Origin of the sequence: Bradyrhizobium sp. AS23.2, from assembly GCF_001908185.1 — a bacterium.
Lineage (GTDB): Bacteria > Pseudomonadota > Alphaproteobacteria > Rhizobiales > Xanthobacteraceae > Bradyrhizobium.
Genome location: NZ_LGHM01000075.1, coordinates 1 through 14,784 on the forward strand (window position 1 = coordinate 1; position 14,784 = coordinate 14,784).

Annotated in this window: 14 protein-coding genes; 4 read left to right on the forward strand and 10 right to left on the reverse strand. The window is 64.0% G+C overall.

From position 1 onward, the window contains the following. Positions 1-168: 168 nt before the first annotated feature. From AC630_RS16600 to AC630_RS16610, 3 genes are all read right to left on the reverse strand, one after another. Positions 169-570, reverse strand: coding sequence for an ACT domain-containing protein (locus tag AC630_RS16600; RefSeq protein ID WP_074119584.1), 402 nt, complete (start codon positions 568-570; stop codon positions 169-171). Between the two features lie 142 nt (positions 571-712). Then, the gene (locus tag AC630_RS16605; protein WP_074119585.1) at positions 713-2,002 is read right to left on the reverse strand and encodes a DNA polymerase IV; all 1,290 of its coding nucleotides are present in this window, start codon (positions 2,000-2,002) and stop codon (positions 713-715) included. After that, positions 1,999-2,310 (reverse strand): DUF3572 domain-containing protein, encoded by a 312-nt coding sequence (locus tag AC630_RS16610; protein ID WP_074119620.1) that lies wholly within the window; start codon positions 2,308-2,310, stop codon positions 1,999-2,001. The genes AC630_RS16605 and AC630_RS16610 overlap by 4 nt, the downstream gene beginning before the upstream one ends. A gap of 241 nt (positions 2,311-2,551) precedes the next feature. Here AC630_RS16610 and AC630_RS16615 point away from each other — a divergent pair, with 241 nt between their 5' ends. Together AC630_RS16615 and AC630_RS16620 are read left to right on the forward strand one after the other, a co-directional pair. Further along, positions 2,552-2,917, forward strand: coding sequence for a response regulator (locus tag AC630_RS16615; RefSeq protein ID WP_008566616.1), 366 nt, complete (start codon positions 2,552-2,554; stop codon positions 2,915-2,917). A gap of 13 nt (positions 2,918-2,930) precedes the next feature. Then, a complete protein-coding gene (locus tag AC630_RS16620; RefSeq protein WP_074119586.1) occupies positions 2,931-4,304 on the forward strand; it encodes a PleD family two-component system response regulator in 1,374 nt (457 codons plus the stop codon). A 455-nt stretch (positions 4,305-4,759) separates the two neighbouring features. Here the strand turns inward: AC630_RS16620 and AC630_RS16625 are convergent, their stop codons facing one another. Then, entirely contained in the window at positions 4,760-5,371 is a 612-nt protein-coding gene (locus AC630_RS16625) for a TetR/AcrR family transcriptional regulator (protein WP_074119587.1), read from the reverse strand. A gap of 130 nt (positions 5,372-5,501) precedes the next feature. On the opposite strand from AC630_RS16625, the gene AC630_RS16630 reads away from it, so the two are divergent. Together AC630_RS16630 and AC630_RS16635 are read left to right on the forward strand one after the other, a co-directional pair. Then, on the forward strand, positions 5,502-6,734 hold the full coding sequence (locus tag AC630_RS16630; protein WP_074119588.1) for an MFS transporter: 1,233 nt from the start codon (positions 5,502-5,504) through the stop codon (positions 6,732-6,734). A 408-nt stretch (positions 6,735-7,142) separates the two neighbouring features. Next, entirely contained in the window at positions 7,143-8,534 is a 1,392-nt protein-coding gene (locus AC630_RS16635) for an ammonium transporter (RefSeq protein ID WP_083636295.1), read from the forward strand. Between the two features lie 129 nt (positions 8,535-8,663). Here the strand turns inward: AC630_RS16635 and AC630_RS16640 are convergent, their stop codons facing one another. From AC630_RS16640 to rnr, 6 genes are all read right to left on the reverse strand, one after another. Further along, positions 8,664-9,194, reverse strand: a complete 531-nt coding sequence (locus tag AC630_RS16640) for a hypothetical protein (protein ID WP_074119589.1) — start codon at positions 9,192-9,194, stop codon at positions 8,664-8,666. A gap of 80 nt (positions 9,195-9,274) precedes the next feature. Next, positions 9,275-9,442, reverse strand: coding sequence for a 50S ribosomal protein L33 (rpmG, locus tag AC630_RS16645; RefSeq protein WP_007603295.1), 168 nt, complete (start codon positions 9,440-9,442; stop codon positions 9,275-9,277). A 205-nt stretch (positions 9,443-9,647) separates the two neighbouring features. Next, the gene (locus AC630_RS16650) at positions 9,648-10,973 is read right to left on the reverse strand and encodes an LLM class flavin-dependent oxidoreductase (protein WP_074119590.1); all 1,326 of its coding nucleotides are present in this window, start codon (positions 10,971-10,973) and stop codon (positions 9,648-9,650) included. A 253-nt stretch (positions 10,974-11,226) separates the two neighbouring features. Next, positions 11,227-11,979 carry an NUDIX hydrolase gene (locus AC630_RS16655; RefSeq protein ID WP_074119591.1) on the reverse strand — a complete coding sequence of 251 codons (753 nt, stop codon included), beginning with the start codon at positions 11,977-11,979 and terminating at the stop codon, positions 11,227-11,229. A 32-nt stretch (positions 11,980-12,011) separates the two neighbouring features. Beyond that, positions 12,012-12,452, reverse strand: a complete 441-nt coding sequence (locus AC630_RS16660) for a DUF983 domain-containing protein (protein ID WP_074119592.1) — start codon at positions 12,450-12,452, stop codon at positions 12,012-12,014. Next, positions 12,440-14,782 carry a ribonuclease R gene (gene rnr / locus AC630_RS16665; RefSeq protein WP_074119593.1) on the reverse strand — a complete coding sequence of 781 codons (2,343 nt, stop codon included), beginning with the start codon at positions 14,780-14,782 and terminating at the stop codon, positions 12,440-12,442. Before rnr ends, AC630_RS16660 begins: the two co-directional genes overlap by 13 nt. Between the last annotated feature and the right edge of the window lie 2 nt (positions 14,783-14,784).

Consider the following 14,784-nt stretch of genomic DNA (forward strand, 5'->3'; position numbering starts at 1 on the left):
CGCCCGGCTACGGGCCGCCCCACCGCCACTCCGAGGCCAAATTCGTCCAACATTCGAATACGCCGTGTAAGGTGGGCGCAAAACAGATACTTGCCCAGCCTCGAAGCGAAACCCATCGCCCTTGTTGCGCCGAAGGAGCTTGATGGGTTTCGCTTCGCTCTACCCATCCTACTTTGCTGCGGATATGGCTCGCAGAACAGCCATCGCTTCGTCGGCTCCGTCCGCCGGCACAAAGAGATGATCATGGTGGAAAGCCGAAACGGCGTTCACGCTGATGCCGGCTTCGGCAAGACGCGCCGTAACTTCCGCCAGAAAGCCCAACGCATCGAGCGCGGAGTGAACCGTCAAGGTGATCAGTCGCGAGGCGAACGCGTAGCGGAGTCCAGCCGCCTCAGCCTCTTCGCGTAAGATCACGAGCGTCGTTCCTTCCTGCTCGCGGAATGTCGCCAGCGGGTTGACCTCTGACGGAATGCTTGCGTTTGTCGGGATCGTGCAAAACACGAAGGTGCCTGGTCGGAGCTCCGGCTTCATGTGTCTCAGTAGGCTAGTGAGATCGCGTTCAGCCGTCATCGCTGTCTGCCTCTCGGCAAGCGGCGCCGCCGAATCCCGTCATTGCGAGCGCAGCGAAGCAATCCAGACTGCCACCGCGGAAAGACTCTGGATTGCTTCGCTGCGCTCGCAATGACGATGTGGAAGGCGAAGGGTGGATCCATCACTCCTGCGCCTTCTCCGGCCCGTCATAGGCAATGCCGCGAATGACGGCGGCATTGCCGAACTTCTTGCGCAAACTGTCCACCGCGCGTTCGGCGTGCGCGGCGCGGCGGTCGAGCATGTCGGTGTCGTCAGAGGCCGAGCCTTCGCGGAGCGCGCTGACGCCGGCGCCCATGAGGCGGAAGGCGGTGCCGTCGATCTCTTTCGCCAGCATCTCGCGGCAGATCGAAAATATCTTCGCGGCGAGCTGCGTCGGGGCCGCGATCGATTGCGAGCGGGTGCGCTGGCGGAAGTCGGCGGTCTTCAGCTTCAGCGTGATGGTCGAGCCGGCAAGCTCGCTGCTCTTCAGCCGCGATGACGTCTTCTCGCAGAGCCGCCACAGGATCTTTTCCAGCGTTGCGAAATCGCGGATATCGGTTTCAAAGGTGGTTTCGCTGGAAATCGTCTTGGCGCCGCGGTCGGGCTCGACGTGGCGGTCGTCGATGCCGCGGGCGAGCCGCCACAGCCTGCGGCCGTCGCTGGGAAACTGCCGCATCATCTCGATCTCGTCGGCCTTTTGCAGGTCGGCGATGATGCGGAAGCCGCGCTGGACCAGCCGCTCCTGCGTCGCCGGTCCCACGCCGAAGATGAAGCCGACCGGCTTTTCCGCCAGCATCAAACGGGCTTCCTCCTGATCGAGCGCCGCGAAGCCGCGCGGCTTGTCGAGGTCGGAGGCGATCTTGGCCAGGAACTTGTTGCAGGACAGGCCGACGGAGACGCTGATGCCGATGTCGCGCTCGATGTTGCGGGCGAACCGCGCCAGAACCTTGGCCGGAACCATGCCGTGCACGCGCTCGGTGCCGGAGAGATCGAGGAAGGCCTCGTCGATCGAGAGCGGCTCGACCAGCGGCGTCAGCGCCTGCATGGCCTGACGCACCTCGCGGCCGACGCGGACGTATTTCGCCATGTCCGGCGGGATCACGGTTGCATGCGGGCAGGCTTCCAGCGCCTTGAACATCGGCATGGCCGAGCGAACGCCATAGGTGCGCGCGATGTAGCAGGCGGCCGACACCACGCCGCGCTTGCCGCCGCCGATGATGACGGGCTTGTCGGCGATGTCAGGATTGTCGCGCTTCTCGACGGTCGCATAGAAGGCGTCGCAGTCGATATGGGCGATGGTCAGCGTTGACAGCGCGCGGTGGCGGACGAGGCGAGGGGAACCGCAGGCGGAACAGCGCCGCACGCCCATATCCAGATCGGCCAGACAATCCCGGCAGAAGCAGCGGGGCCCGGCCGGGTCGGGGGTGCTCACGGCACGTCGCGCTCCCAGGAGGGGTCACCGAGCGCGTCGCCCAGCACCTGCCGCGCCGCGGCAACGTTGGTCGGATGCAGTTCCGAGGCACTGGCAAAGGCCTTCACGGTGGCGTCATCGCGCATCACGAAATCGAGCACGCTGAGGAGGAAATTCGGATCCGAGGCGGCGTTGCGCAGGGTCTCCGGACCGACACCTGTCTCGGCCAGGAACAGGCCCAGCCGCTCAGGCTCGCTCGCAACGAAAGAGAGCGCCTGAATCGCAACGATTTCAGCGACTTCACGGGGGTTGTGAACAGGCTTTTTCAAGGGGGCGGTTTGCCTTTCCATTAACTTTCGGTCTCTAATTTGGAATCATCATGCCCGAGTCTTCGGCCTGAGTCTTGCGACCGCAGACAAGCAGCTGGAAACCACATCGCAAAAAGTCGACCCTCGGGTTTAACGAAACTCAAGCAAATCTGAGGCTAGTTTGAATCCAGTTTTCGAAGCGCCGGCGAGCGGCGCCTGAGGCGTCATATGTATCGGTCTTCGGGCCAATCAGGAGGGCGGGATGGCTAAGACCGTCCTGATCGTGGAAGACAACGAGCTCAACATGAAGCTCTTCCGCGACCTGTTGGAGGCACACGGCTACCAGACTTCGGGCACCAGCAACGGCTACGAGGCGCTCGACCTCGTTCGCAAGATGCGGCCCGACCTCGTGCTGATGGATATCCAATTGCCGCAGGTCTCGGGCCTGGAGGTGACGCGCTGGATCAAGGACGATCCGGAGCTGCGCGCCATTCCCGTCGTCGCGGTCACCGCGTTCGCCATGAAGGGCGACGAAGAGCGCATCCGCGAGGGCGGCTGCGAAGCCTATTTGTCCAAGCCGATCTCGGTCGGCAAATTCATTGAGACGGTCCGACGTTTCATCGGGTAGGGAGTGAATTTCAGTGTCCGCGCGTATCCTGGTCGTCGATGACGTCCCTGCCAACGTCAAATTGCTCGAAGCCCGACTCTCCGCCGAATATTTTGACGTGATGACCGCCTCGAACGGCACCGAGGCGCTGGCGATCTGCCGCCGCGCCGAGTGCGATATCATCCTGCTCGACGTGATGATGCCCGACATCGATGGTTACGAGGTCTGCCGCCGCCTGAAGTCCGATCCAGCCACGCACCACATTCCCGTCGTGATGGTGACGGCGCTCGATAGCCCCGCTGACCGCAACCGCGGGCTGGAGGCCGGTGCCGACGATTTCCTCACCAAACCCGTTTCCGATGTCGTGCTGATCGCGCGCGTGCGCTCACTGACGCGGCTGAAGATGATGACCGATGAACTGCGCATGCGCGCCATCACCTCGATCGAGATCGGCATGCAGGCGCCGGAGCGCAGCGCGGTCGCAGATACGGGCAAGGGCGGCCGCATCCTGCTGGTTGACGACCGCGAGTCCTCCTACGAGCGGCTGGCGACGCTGCTCGCGGCCGAGCACACCGTCGATGTCGAGCCGAACCCGACGGAAGCGCTGTTCCACGCCGCCGAGGGCAATTACGACCTCCTGATCGTCTCGCTCGACCTCAACAATTTCGACGGCCTGCGGCTGTGCAGCCAGGCACGCTCGCTGGAGCGCACGCGTCATGTGCCGATCCTGGCGATCGCGGATCCCGAGAACTCGACGCGACTGCTCCGCGGCCTCGAGATCGGCGTCAACGACTATCTGCTGCGTCCCATCGACAAGAACGAGCTTCTGGCCCGCGCCCGCACCCAGATCCGCCGCCGCCGCTACACCGACCATCTGCGCGACAACGTGCAGAATTCGATCGAGATGGCGATCACCGATGCGCTCACCGGCCTGCACAATCGCCGCTACATGGAAAGCCATCTGGCGACCCTTGCCGAGCAGGCCTCGATCCGCGGCAAGCCGCTGGCGCTGATGATCCTGGACATCGACTATTTCAAGTCGATCAACGACAGTTACGGCCATGATGCCGGCGACGATGTGCTGCGCGAGTTCGCGGTGCGCGTGCGCAAGTCGATCCGTGGCATCGATCTCGCCTGCCGCTACGGCGGCGAGGAGTTCGTCATCGTGATGCCGGAGACCGATCTCCATGTCGCCGGCATGGTTGCCGAGCGCCTGCGCCGCTCGATCGCCGGAGAGCCGTTCGCGATCCACAAGGGGACGAAGCGCATCGAGGTCACGATCTCGATCGGCCTCACGACGCTGGAGCAGAAGGGCGAGGCGGTCGCCGATGTCCTCAAGCGCGCAGACACGGCGCTCTACCGCGCCAAGCACGACGGCCGCAATCGCGTGGTGTCGCAGGCGGCGTGACGCAGGCTGCGCGCCACCAACTCGGCTGTCGTCCCCGCGAATGCGGGGACCCCATAACCCCGGGGAGGGGTTATGGCGCGAGCTGATAACCACGAGTCTCCGCCAAACTCCTCCCTGTGGTGATGGGTCCCGGATCTGCGCTTCGCTTGTCCGGGACGACGCCGGAGAAATAGTGCGCCAAGAAGCGCCCGAAACAAAAAGCGCGAAAACAACCCCATGCACAGTAGCCGACGATAGCCGGATCAACGGCTTACGCGAGCAGCAACCTGTTTGACACGTCGGGCAAAACAGGCGCATTTTGCCAACATTGCGCGGTGTCCCAAGCTCTGCTGTCATTCCCCGCGAAGGCGGGGAATCCAGTACGCCGCGGCTTCTCGGTTCTAACCACACTGTCTCTGGAATACTGGATCACCCGCCTTCGCGGGTGATGACAGCTTGCGACACGAAGACAGCAGTTACTGTGGCGTGCGCTTGGCTCGCGTCACCGCAGGCTTCGCCGTATCCTCTGCCACTTCCACGCCCGCACTCCGCAGCAGCACCTTCGCGGCTTCCTTCGCCGCGCGGGCCATCGCTGGATCGTCGCGGACGAGATCCTGCGCGATCGAGCCGTCGACCAGCAGCACGAGCTGGGTCGCCAGCGCATCCGCGTCCGCAATACCGAGCTCGTTCAGCCGATCACGAAACCAGATGCGGCGGTTTTCCTTGAACGCGACGGCGATTTTTTTTACCGCGCGGTCCTCTGCGCCGAGCTCCGCCACTGCATTCACGAACGGGCAGCCGCGAAAGTCTTTCGCCGCAAAACGCCGCTCCAGCGAATCGAAGGTGGCGAGGATCTGCTCGGCCGGAGGCTTGTCGGACGGGCGCGGCTGCACGAAGCGGCGCTCCAGATAGGCCGCGATCAGCGCGTCCTTGGAGGGGAAGTGGTTGTAGAGCGTGCGTTTGGAGATGCCCACCTCGGCCGCGATGGTGTCAACGCCGATTGCGCGAATGCCCTGCAGATAGAACAGCTTGTCGGCTGTTTCGAGGATCCGCTCTTTCATCGTCTGTTGGGCGGGCGAGGGAGCCATGCGACGGGATAAGTCCTCTGCGCTTGACAGCACCCGCTAACTATAGACTAAGTAAACAGGTCTGTGTAACCAAAATCAGCGGGAATTGCAGACGACGGCTACTGCGCCGCGCCCATGAGGGAGAAGAAAAATGCCCCTGTTGCAGGTCCTGCGTCCGACCTTGCCCATCCTGATCGGCGCTTCGATCATGCTCACGCTGAGCATGGGGCTGCGGCAAAGCCTCGGCATCTTCCTGCAACCGCTGACGCACGACATCCACATCTCGGTGTCGGACTTCACGCTGGCGCTGGCCGTGCAGAACCTCGCCTGGGGCTTCCTGCAACCGCTCGCCGGCGCAATGACGGTGCGCTACGGCTTCCGGCCGATCATGATCGCGGGTTCGCTGATGTACATTGCGGGCCTCGTCTTCATGGCGACCGCCAACGGCCTCATCAGCGTGATGATCGGCGGGGGCGTGCTGATCGGCACCTCGCTGGCCTGCACCGCGGCGGCGATCGCGATGTCGGTGGCGGCGCGCGCGGTGCCCGCAACGGTGCGCTCCACCGTGCTCGGCATTGTGTCCGGCGCGGGCTCGCTCGGTGCGCTGCTGTCGGCGCCGATCGGGCAGATGCTCAATGAGGGTTTTGGCTGGCGCATCGGGCTCGCCGGCTTCGTCGTCATGTCGGTGCTGATGATTCCCGCCGCCTGGTATGCCGGGCGCATCGACAGGATTCCGCTGCCGACGCCGTCCGCTGACGACATCGGCGATGCCACGGCCGCGTCGGTGGCGAAGGCGGCGTTCGGCAATGCGCCCTTCATGGTGATGACCTGCGCCTATCTCGTTTGCGGCATGCAGCTCGTATTTCTCACCACACACCTGCCGTCCTATCTCGCGATCTGTGGCCTTGATCCGATGCTGAGCGCGCAGACGCTCGGCATGATCGGCGGCTTCAACGTGCTGGGCTCGCTGTTCTTCGGCTGGGCCGGCCAGCGCTGGAACAAGCTGGCGCTGCTGGGCGGGATCTACATCCTGCGCTCGCTCGCGCTCGCCTGGTACTTCATGCTGCCTGCGACGCCATTCTCGACGCTGCTGTTCGGCGCGATCATGGGCTTCCTGTGGATGGGCGTCGGCCCGCTGGTCGCGGGCGCGGTCGCCGAGATGTTTGGCCTGCGCTGGCAGGCGATGATCCAGGGACTCGCCTTCATGAGCCATCAGATCGGCAGCTTCCTCGGCGCCTACGGGGGCGGGGTGCTCTATGACTCGCTCGGCTCATACACGATGGCCTGGCGCATCGGCGTGGCGCTTGGCCTTGCCGGCGGCATCATCCAGGTCGCGTTCGCGCTGATCCGGCCGTCGCAGCCGCCGGTGTTGCGAACGGCATAGGCGCAGTCTGCTCATTTGTTGGGCGAAGCGCCACTGCGTGAAGCAGCGTGAAACGGGCTTGTCGCAAAGCAGCAAATTGGAATCGAAGCGCAGTCAGTGGGTTGGGTGAGAAACCCGTCCATGGCGTGAATCTTGCCTGCCTTGACGGAGAATTGGAACCGTCTCCGACGCTTCCCGATCTGGCGCGAAGGGAAAGGCCGATAAGCCATGAGGCTGGTCGACGCCAGTCTCCAGCCATTGAAGCTCGACGACCTCAGCGCGCCGAGTCCCGATCGTTGTGTCGCAAAAATCCGAGCTGATCGCGCTGGCGCCATCGCGCCGGCGCGAACGTTCATCTCGCGGATTCCAGTCAAAGCCACGGCCAGACGACATCTCTTGCGACATCTCTTGCGCCTTGGGAGGACGACAATGGAATCAGGAAAATCCACGCGCCAAAGGCTCGTGACGTTGGTGGTCGCGTTGTTGGGAATTGCGCTTCTCTGCGTCGCCCTCGGCGACGTTGCTTTTGCGGAGGACGCGGGCCCGCCGGCTTGCGGCGGCAAGATCCTCGAGAAGTGCACGCCCAATTCCGGCGACACCGCCTGGATGCTCACCTCCGTTGCCCTGGTGCTGATGATGACGATCCCGGGGCTTGGGCTGTTCTATGGCGGCATGGTGCGCAAGAAGAACGTGGGCGACACGGTGATGACGAGCTTCGCTGTGACCTGCTTGGTCACGATCCTGTTCGCGATCCTGACTTACAGCCTGGCATTCCGCGCCGGCACGCCGTTCATCGGCGGGTTCGACCGCGTGTTCCTGAGGGACATCCTGAGCGACATCGGCAAGGGCGGCATCGGCAATCCCAATCCGCTCGCGGCGACGATTCCCGAAAGCGTCTACATCTGCTTCCAGATGACGTTTGCAATCATCACGCCGGCGCTGATCGCGGGGGCCTTTGCCGAGCGGATGAAATTCTCCGCGATGCTGTGGTTCATCGGCCTGTGGGCGATCTTCGTTTATGCGCCGATTGCGCATTGGGTGTGGGGCCCCGACGGAATCTTCGCCTCCGGCAACGACGCCGCCCGGGTCAAGGTGCTCGATTTCGCCGGCGGAACCGTCGTGCATATCAATGCCGGCGTGGCGGGCCTGATGTGCGCCATTATGCTCGGCAAGCGCAAGGAGACGGGGCCGGCCCATAACATGGTGCTCACCTTCATCGGCGCCTCGTTGCTCTGGGTCGGCTGGTTCGGCTTCAATGCGGGGTCCGCGGTGACGGCAGGCATGCAGGCCGGCATGGCGATGCTGGTGACGCAGATCGCAACGGCCGTTGCGGCTTTCACCTGGATGCTGGTCGAATGGTCGCTCAAGGGCAAGCCGACGGTCGTCGGTATGTGCTCGGGCGCGGTCGCAGGCCTCGTCGCCATCACGCCTGCCTCCGGTTTCGTCGGCCCGATCGGCGCCTTCGTGATCGGCATTTCAGCCGGTGTCCTCTGCTACTGGGGATGCACCGGGCTGAAGGGCATGTTCAGCTACGACGACGCGCTCGATTGCTTCGGCGTTCACGCCGTCGGCGGCATTGTCGGTGCGCTTCTGACCGGAGTGTTCGCTGTCGAGCAGTATGGCGGCACAGCGGGCGCGCTCGAAGGCAATCCCGGCCAGTTCATCAACCAGTGCATCGGTGTCGGCACGGTGTTGGTCTATGACGCCGTCGTCAGTCTGATCATTCTCTATGTGGTCAAGCTGTTCGTCGGTCTGCGGGTCTCGGCGGATATGGAGCGCGACGGTCTCGATCTCACAGTGCATGGCGAGGTCGTGCACTAGAGCCCGTTCCGATGGAATCGGAACGGGACTCTAGATTCTTGTTTTTGACGCGTTTTCTTTACGCGAACCGGTATCCACTTCGCTTGAAAACGCTCGAGACAGCCGAGCGCAATGTCGCTCGAAAACGCCCTAGCTGCGGTAGTAGCGCCACATCCTCAGGAACGTGCGATGGATGATGTCCGGCGGCTGATCGAACGGCTCGACATTGATCCGTACCATGTTGGTGTGGCTCATCCGCCAGGGCAGGCGCATCAGCCAGCGCCAGGAAGGCTGCTTGCGCCAGTCGGCCACCAGCGCGCTGGTGAGGGGCGCATTGAGCACGATCTGAAGCTCGTGCACCGTCATGGCGCGTTCGGCGATCTCGACGAGATCGATGCGCTCGATGGCGCGCCACCGGATCAGGCCGAAGGCCTGGATGAAGACGCCGTATTGGTTCGCGCCGATAATGGGCCGGCCGGTCTCGAGCAGCGGAATGTTGTAGTAGGTGAAACCGGCCGCAAGCGCTGCGAGCACAAGCCAGTAGAGCGCGCCGGTGACGAGGGCAGTGGTGCAGAAGACCGCGGCGAGGGCCGCCGTGACATAGACGGGGAAATAGGTGTCGTCGCGGCTATAGGCGACCGAGTAGCCACCGACGTGTCCCTCGTCCAGGGTTGTGATCATGGACGGCAGGCTACGACCATCGGCCGCAAATAAAAACGGGGCCTCGAGGGCCCCGCCTAAGTCGCTAGCGTCCCGCGATCTTACTTGATCTTGGCTTCGCGGAATTCGACGTGCTTGCGCGCGACCGGATCGTACTTCTTCTTGACCAGCTTGTCGGTCATGGTGCGCGAATTCTTCTTGGCGACGTAATAGAAGCCGGTGTCAGCCGAGGACACGAGCTTGACCTTGATGGTGACCGCTTTGGCCATGTTCAGGACCTCAAAATGAAGGGAATCTGGAGCCGGCCAAACGGCCCGCGTTGGCCGGCAACCTAGCCAGAAACCGCCTGATGTCAAGGTTTCGGAGCGTTTTCCAGCGAAGTGGGTGCCGGTTCGCGTAAAGAAAACGCGTCAAAAACAAGAACCTGGAGCCCCGAACGGGCTCTAGGCCGGAAAACCACCCAAATCGGCCCGATCAGGCCTCAAAGAAGCGGTTTTTGGGGCGCGGCAGGCCCAGATTCTCCCTCAAAGTGGCCCCTTCATACTCTTTCCGGAAAATCCCGCGCCGCTGCAGCTCCGGCACCACCTTGTCGACGAAGTCGTCGAGGCCGGCGGGCAGGAACGGGAACATGATGTTGAAGCCGTCGGAGCCGCGCCCGACCAGCCATTCCTCCATCTGATCGGCGATGGTCTTGGCCGTTCCGACGAAGGACAACCCGCCATAGCCGCCGACGCGCTGGGCGAGCTGGCGAACCGTCAGCTTGTCGCGCTTGGCGAGGTCGACCATGCGCTGTCGGCCGCTCTTGCTGGCGTTGGTCTCGGGGATTTCGGGGAGCGGGCCGTCCGGATCGAAGCCTGAGGCATCGGTGCCGAGGATCACCGAGAGCGAGGCGATGGCGCTGTCGTAATGCACGCGGCTGTCGAGGAGAGCGCGCTTCTCCCTGGCCTCGTCGATGCTGTCGCCGACCACGACGAAGGCGCCGGGGAGGATCTTGAGATGCTCGGGATCGCGGCCGGCTTTCTCCATGCGGCCCTTGATGTCGGCATAGAGCTTCTGTCCGTCGGCGAGGCTGCCGCCGCCGGTGAACACGGCTTCCGCCGTCTCGGCGGCGAGTTGCTTGCCGTCTTCCGAGGCGCCGGCCTGCACGATCACCGGCCAACCCTGCACCGGGCGGGCGATGTTGAGGGGACCGCGCACTTTTAGATATTTGCCGTTGTGATCGAGCACGCGCATCTTCGACGGCTCGAAGAACAGGCCTTCCTCGACGTCGCGCACGAAAGCGTCGTCGGCGAAGGAATCCCAGAGGCCGGTGACCACGTCATAGAATTCGCGGGCGCGCTTGTAGCGCTCGGCGTGCTCCATGTGATCGTCGAGGCCGAAATTCAGCGCAGCGTCGGGGTTCGAGGTGGTGACGATGTTCCAGCCCGCGCGGCCGTCGCTGAGATGGTCGAGCGAGGCGAAGCGCCGCGCGACATGGTAGGGTTCATCGAAGGTGGTCGAGCCTGTCGCGATCAGGCCGATCCGCTCGGTGACGGCGGAGAGCGCCGAGAGCAGCGTGAAGGGCTCGAACGACGTCACCGTGTGGCTGCGCTTGAGCGCGTTGATCGGCATGTTCAGCACGGCCAGGTGATCGGCCATGAAGAAGGCGTCGAACTTGCCGGCCTCGAGCTTCCTGATCAGCGTCTTGATGTGACCGAAATTGAAGTTGGCGTCCGGCCAGGCTCCGGGATAGCGCCAGGCGCCGGTGTGGATGCTGATCGGGCGCATGAACGCGCCAAGCTTGAGTTGCCGTTGTGCCATCGCCCCGTATCCGTTCTGGGTGTCGTTGGGGGAGACATAGGGACGACCGGGAACTCCGCCATCCGCAGGGGCGGGAAGAATATTTTGTTTTTCGATGCGCTCTCAGCACGTCATTCCGGGGCGCGCGCAGCGCGAGCCCGGAATCCATTTCCCCGCAATCTCCGCGGCCCGATGGATTCCGGGCTCGCCGCTGACGCGGCGCCCCGGAATGACGGAGGATGGTCTCTGCGCCGTGCCCGACGCCGAGAGCCGATCAGCTCAAGATATCCTTCTGCATCTTGCCGCCGTAGAAATGGAAGAACGGCACCGGCGCATCGTGGCGCAGCGGGCCGGTGGCAAGGCGCGTGTCGAGCTCGTTGAGCACGTTCCGCGTCATCGGATGCAGGTCAGCAAGCGGCTTCGAGCCGAGCTCCACCCAGACCAGTTCGACGAGCTCGGCATCGGCATGGATCACGCCCTCGACGCGATGGGTGATCGCGGAGGCATCCGCGGTGAAGAAGCGCGTGTCGAAGCGTTTGACGCGGCCGGGCGGCGTGATCGCGCGTGCGATCAGGAACAGGCTTGAGGGATCGGGCAGGAGGCCCGCATCCGCGAACGGCTTCCAGGCGCCTTCAAGCTTAGCCACCTTGCCTTCGGCCCTGCGCCCGAGGCAGAGGCCGGTCTCCTCGCAGGCCTCGCGGATCGCGGCGATGGCGAGCGACTTCGCGCGCGAAGCCGGGGTCTTCGGGCTGCCCTTGGCGAGATTGGTTTCCAGCTCGGAGGTGATGGGAGCTGCGACCGGAACGCGGTGGTCGTCCTTGTCGACACGACCGCCGGGGAAGACGAACTTGCCGGGCATGAACACCACCTTGTCGTGGCGCTTGCCGACCAGAACCTTCGGAATGGTGCCGCTGCGATCGACCAGGATCAGGGTCGCCGCATCCCTCGGACGAAAATAGGGATGATGATCGGCTTCCTTCTCCTCGTGAACCCTAGCCTTCTCCGTTGTCTGCACCGTATCCGTCATGTCCTCACCCAAACTGTTCTTGCTTATTTTGCTTACACAGGCGGAATACCATCCGGAGGGTTCTCGTCAAACCCGTGCATGCGCAGAGCCCATTGCAATCCGACCACGGCTCCTTTCACCGGTTGCAGCAGCGCCAGCGAGGCGAAGAAGGTGAAGGGTAGATAGGCCGCAAAGGTGAGCCAGACCGGTGTCGAATAGTTGGTCTCGATCCAGAGGATGCTCGGGACCACGATGTGACCGACGATGACGATCACGAGATAGGCGGGCAGATCGTCGGCGCGATGCGGCGTGAAGTCGAGGCCGCACTTCGAGCAATTGTCCGCCGTCTTCAGGAAGGCGCGGAACAGCTTGCCCTCGCCGCAGCGCGGGCAGCGCCCGCGAAAGCCGCGCTTCATCGCGCTCCAGACGTCGCGCTTCTCGACGAGGCCGGTCTCGCGCGTCCAGATTTTTGGGGTCGTGCTCATTGTGACCATGCCTTGCCCTTCTTTCCCTTGCTCTTCTTCCCCTTGCCGGACTTCTTCTGCTTCTCCGGCCTGCGCTTCTTCTGTTTCGGGCTGCGTCCGGGATTCGCCTTGGACGATTTGCGCAACGGGCGGAATTGCCTGCGCTCCCGGGGTGCGGTCTCGCCGGCCGACGACAACAGCTCGAAGCGCAACGCGCCGGCTATCGGGGCTGCTTCTATCAGACGGACGTCGACCACGTCACCAAGCTGATGCATGGTGCCGCTGCGCGTGCCGACCAGCGCATGGCGGCTCTCGTCATAGTTGAAATATTCCGTGCCAAGGGATCGGATCGGGATCAAGCCGTCGGCGCCGGTCTCGCTCAGCTTGACGAACAGGCCTGCGCGCGTGACGCCGGAGACGCGGCCCTGGAAGCTGGCGCCGATGCGGTCGGCGAGATGGTGAGCGATCAGGCGGTCGACGGTCTCGCGCTCGGCTTTCATCGCGCGCCGCTCAGTCAGCGAAATATGCGCGGCGACCTCGCCAAGGCTCTCCGGCGTCTCGCTGTCGGGCAGCGCGCCTTCGCCGAGGCCGAGCGCACGGACCAGCGCGCGATGCACGATGAGGTCGGCATAGCGGCGGATCGGCGAGGTGAAATGCGCGTAGCGGCGCAGGTTCAGGCCGAAATGACCGTAATTCTCCGAGGAATATTCGGCCTGTGCCTGGGCGCGCAGCACCACCTCGCTCACGAGCGGGTAATAGTCATGGCCCTCGAGCTGGGCCAGCACGCGGTTGAACAGCGTCGGGCGCAACGCGCCGGTTTTCGCGAAGGGGACGTCCAGCGTCTCCAGGAACTCCGAGAGCGCGTGGACCTTCTCAAGCGTCGGTTCGTCATGCACGCGGTAGATCAGCGGGAGCGATTTCTTCTCCAGCATTTCCGCTGCCGCGACGTTGGCGAGGATCATGAACTCCTCGATCAGCTTGTGCGCGTCGAGACGCTCCGGAACGACGACGCGATCGACCGTGCCGTCGCTCTTGAGCAGGATCTTGCGCTCGGGCAGATCGAGATTGAGCGGATCGCGCTCGTCGCGGGCACGCTTGACGCAGGCATAGGCCGCATAGAGGGGTTTGAGGATCGGATCGAGCAGGGGGCCGGTGGTGTCGTCCGGCCGTCCGTCGATCGCGGCCTGTGCCTGGGCGTAGTTCAGCTTCGCCGCCGAACGCATCAGGATGCGGTGGAACGTGTGCGAGCGCTTGCGGCCGTCCGGACCGATCACCATGCGGACCGCGAGCGCGCCGCGCGGCTCTCCCGGCACCAGCGAACAGAGATTGTTCGAGATGCGCTCGGGCAGCATCGGCACGACGCGGTCGGGGAAATAGACGGAGTTGCCGCGATCGAGCGCGTCGCGGTCGAGCGCGGTGCCCGGCCGCACGTAGAAGCTGACATCCGCAATGGCGACGTTGACGATGAAGCCGCCCTTGTTGTTCGGATCGTCATCCGCCTGCGCATGGACCGCGTCGTCGTGATCCTTGGCGTCGGGCGGATCGATGGTGACGAGCGGGACGTCGCGCCAATCCTCGCGCCCCCTAAGGTTGGCCGGCTCTGCCGCCTCCGCCTCGCGCTCGGCCGCGGGCGAGAATTGCAGCGGGATCTCGTGGGCGTAGATCGCGATCAGGCTGATCGCCTTCTCCGACTTGACCGAGCCGAGCTTCTCCTTGACCCGGCCCGAGGCGAGGCCAAAGCCGCGCGAGCGGACGATGTCGATGCTGACGAGATCGCCGTCCTGCGCGCCTGACGTATCGGTCCGGGCGATGTTGAGCTCGCGGTCGGCGAACTTCTTGTCGACGGGGACAAGGCGGCCGCCGCCCTCGGGGAGGCTGCGGAAGACGCCGAGGATGCGGCTCTTCGCCTTGTCGATGATCTTGATGATGCGGCCGCGATAGGCCCGGCCTTCGGTCTCGTCGGTGCGCTCGATGCGCAGCAGCGCGCGGTCGCCGACGCCTGCCGCAGTGCCGGGCTTCGGCCGGCGCAGCATCTCGATGACGATCTTTGGCGGTTCGCCGCTCTCGACCTCGTCCCATTCGGCGGGGGAGGCGATCAATTCGCCATCGCTGTCGCGGCCGGTGATGTCGGCGAGCAGCGTCGGCGGCAGGCTCTCCGGATCCGAAACCTTGTGGCGTTTTTTCTTGATGATTCCGTCGTCGGCGAGCTCGCGCAAAATGCGCTTGAGCTCGACGCGATCGGCGTTCTTCAGGCCGAACTCGCGCGCAATTTCGCGGATTCCGGCCTTTCCATGATTTGCCTTGATGAAGGCGACGATGGCATTCCGGTCGGGAAAGCCACGGTCATTCTTGCGTTTCACTT

Excerpts from the sequence above, each read along its gene's own strand:
- AC630_RS16630 (WP_074119588.1), top strand. The coding sequence starts at position 5,502 with ATGCCCCTGTTGCAGGTCCTGCGTCCGACCTTGCCCATCCTGATCGGC.
- AC630_RS16625 (WP_074119587.1), bottom strand. The coding sequence starts at position 5,371 with ATGGCTCCCTCGCCCGCCCAACAGACGATGAAAGAGCGGATCCTCGAA.
- AC630_RS16655 (WP_074119591.1), bottom strand. The coding sequence starts at position 11,979 with ATGACGGATACGGTGCAGACAACGGAGAAGGCTAGGGTTCACGAGGAG.
- AC630_RS16640 (WP_074119589.1), bottom strand. The coding sequence starts at position 9,194 with ATGATCACAACCCTGGACGAGGGACACGTCGGTGGCTACTCGGTCGCC.
- rpmG (WP_007603295.1), bottom strand. The coding sequence starts at position 9,442 with ATGGCCAAAGCGGTCACCATCAAGGTCAAGCTCGTGTCCTCGGCTGAC.
- AC630_RS16650 (WP_074119590.1), bottom strand. The coding sequence starts at position 10,973 with ATGGCACAACGGCAACTCAAGCTTGGCGCGTTCATGCGCCCGATCAGC.
- AC630_RS16615 (WP_008566616.1), top strand. The coding sequence starts at position 2,552 with ATGGCTAAGACCGTCCTGATCGTGGAAGACAACGAGCTCAACATGAAG.
- AC630_RS16660 (WP_074119592.1), bottom strand. The coding sequence starts at position 12,452 with ATGGTCACAATGAGCACGACCCCAAAAATCTGGACGCGCGAGACCGGC.
- AC630_RS16600 (WP_074119584.1), bottom strand. The coding sequence starts at position 570 with ATGACGGCTGAACGCGATCTCACTAGCCTACTGAGACACATGAAGCCG.
- AC630_RS16635 (WP_083636295.1), top strand. The coding sequence starts at position 7,143 with ATGGAATCAGGAAAATCCACGCGCCAAAGGCTCGTGACGTTGGTGGTC.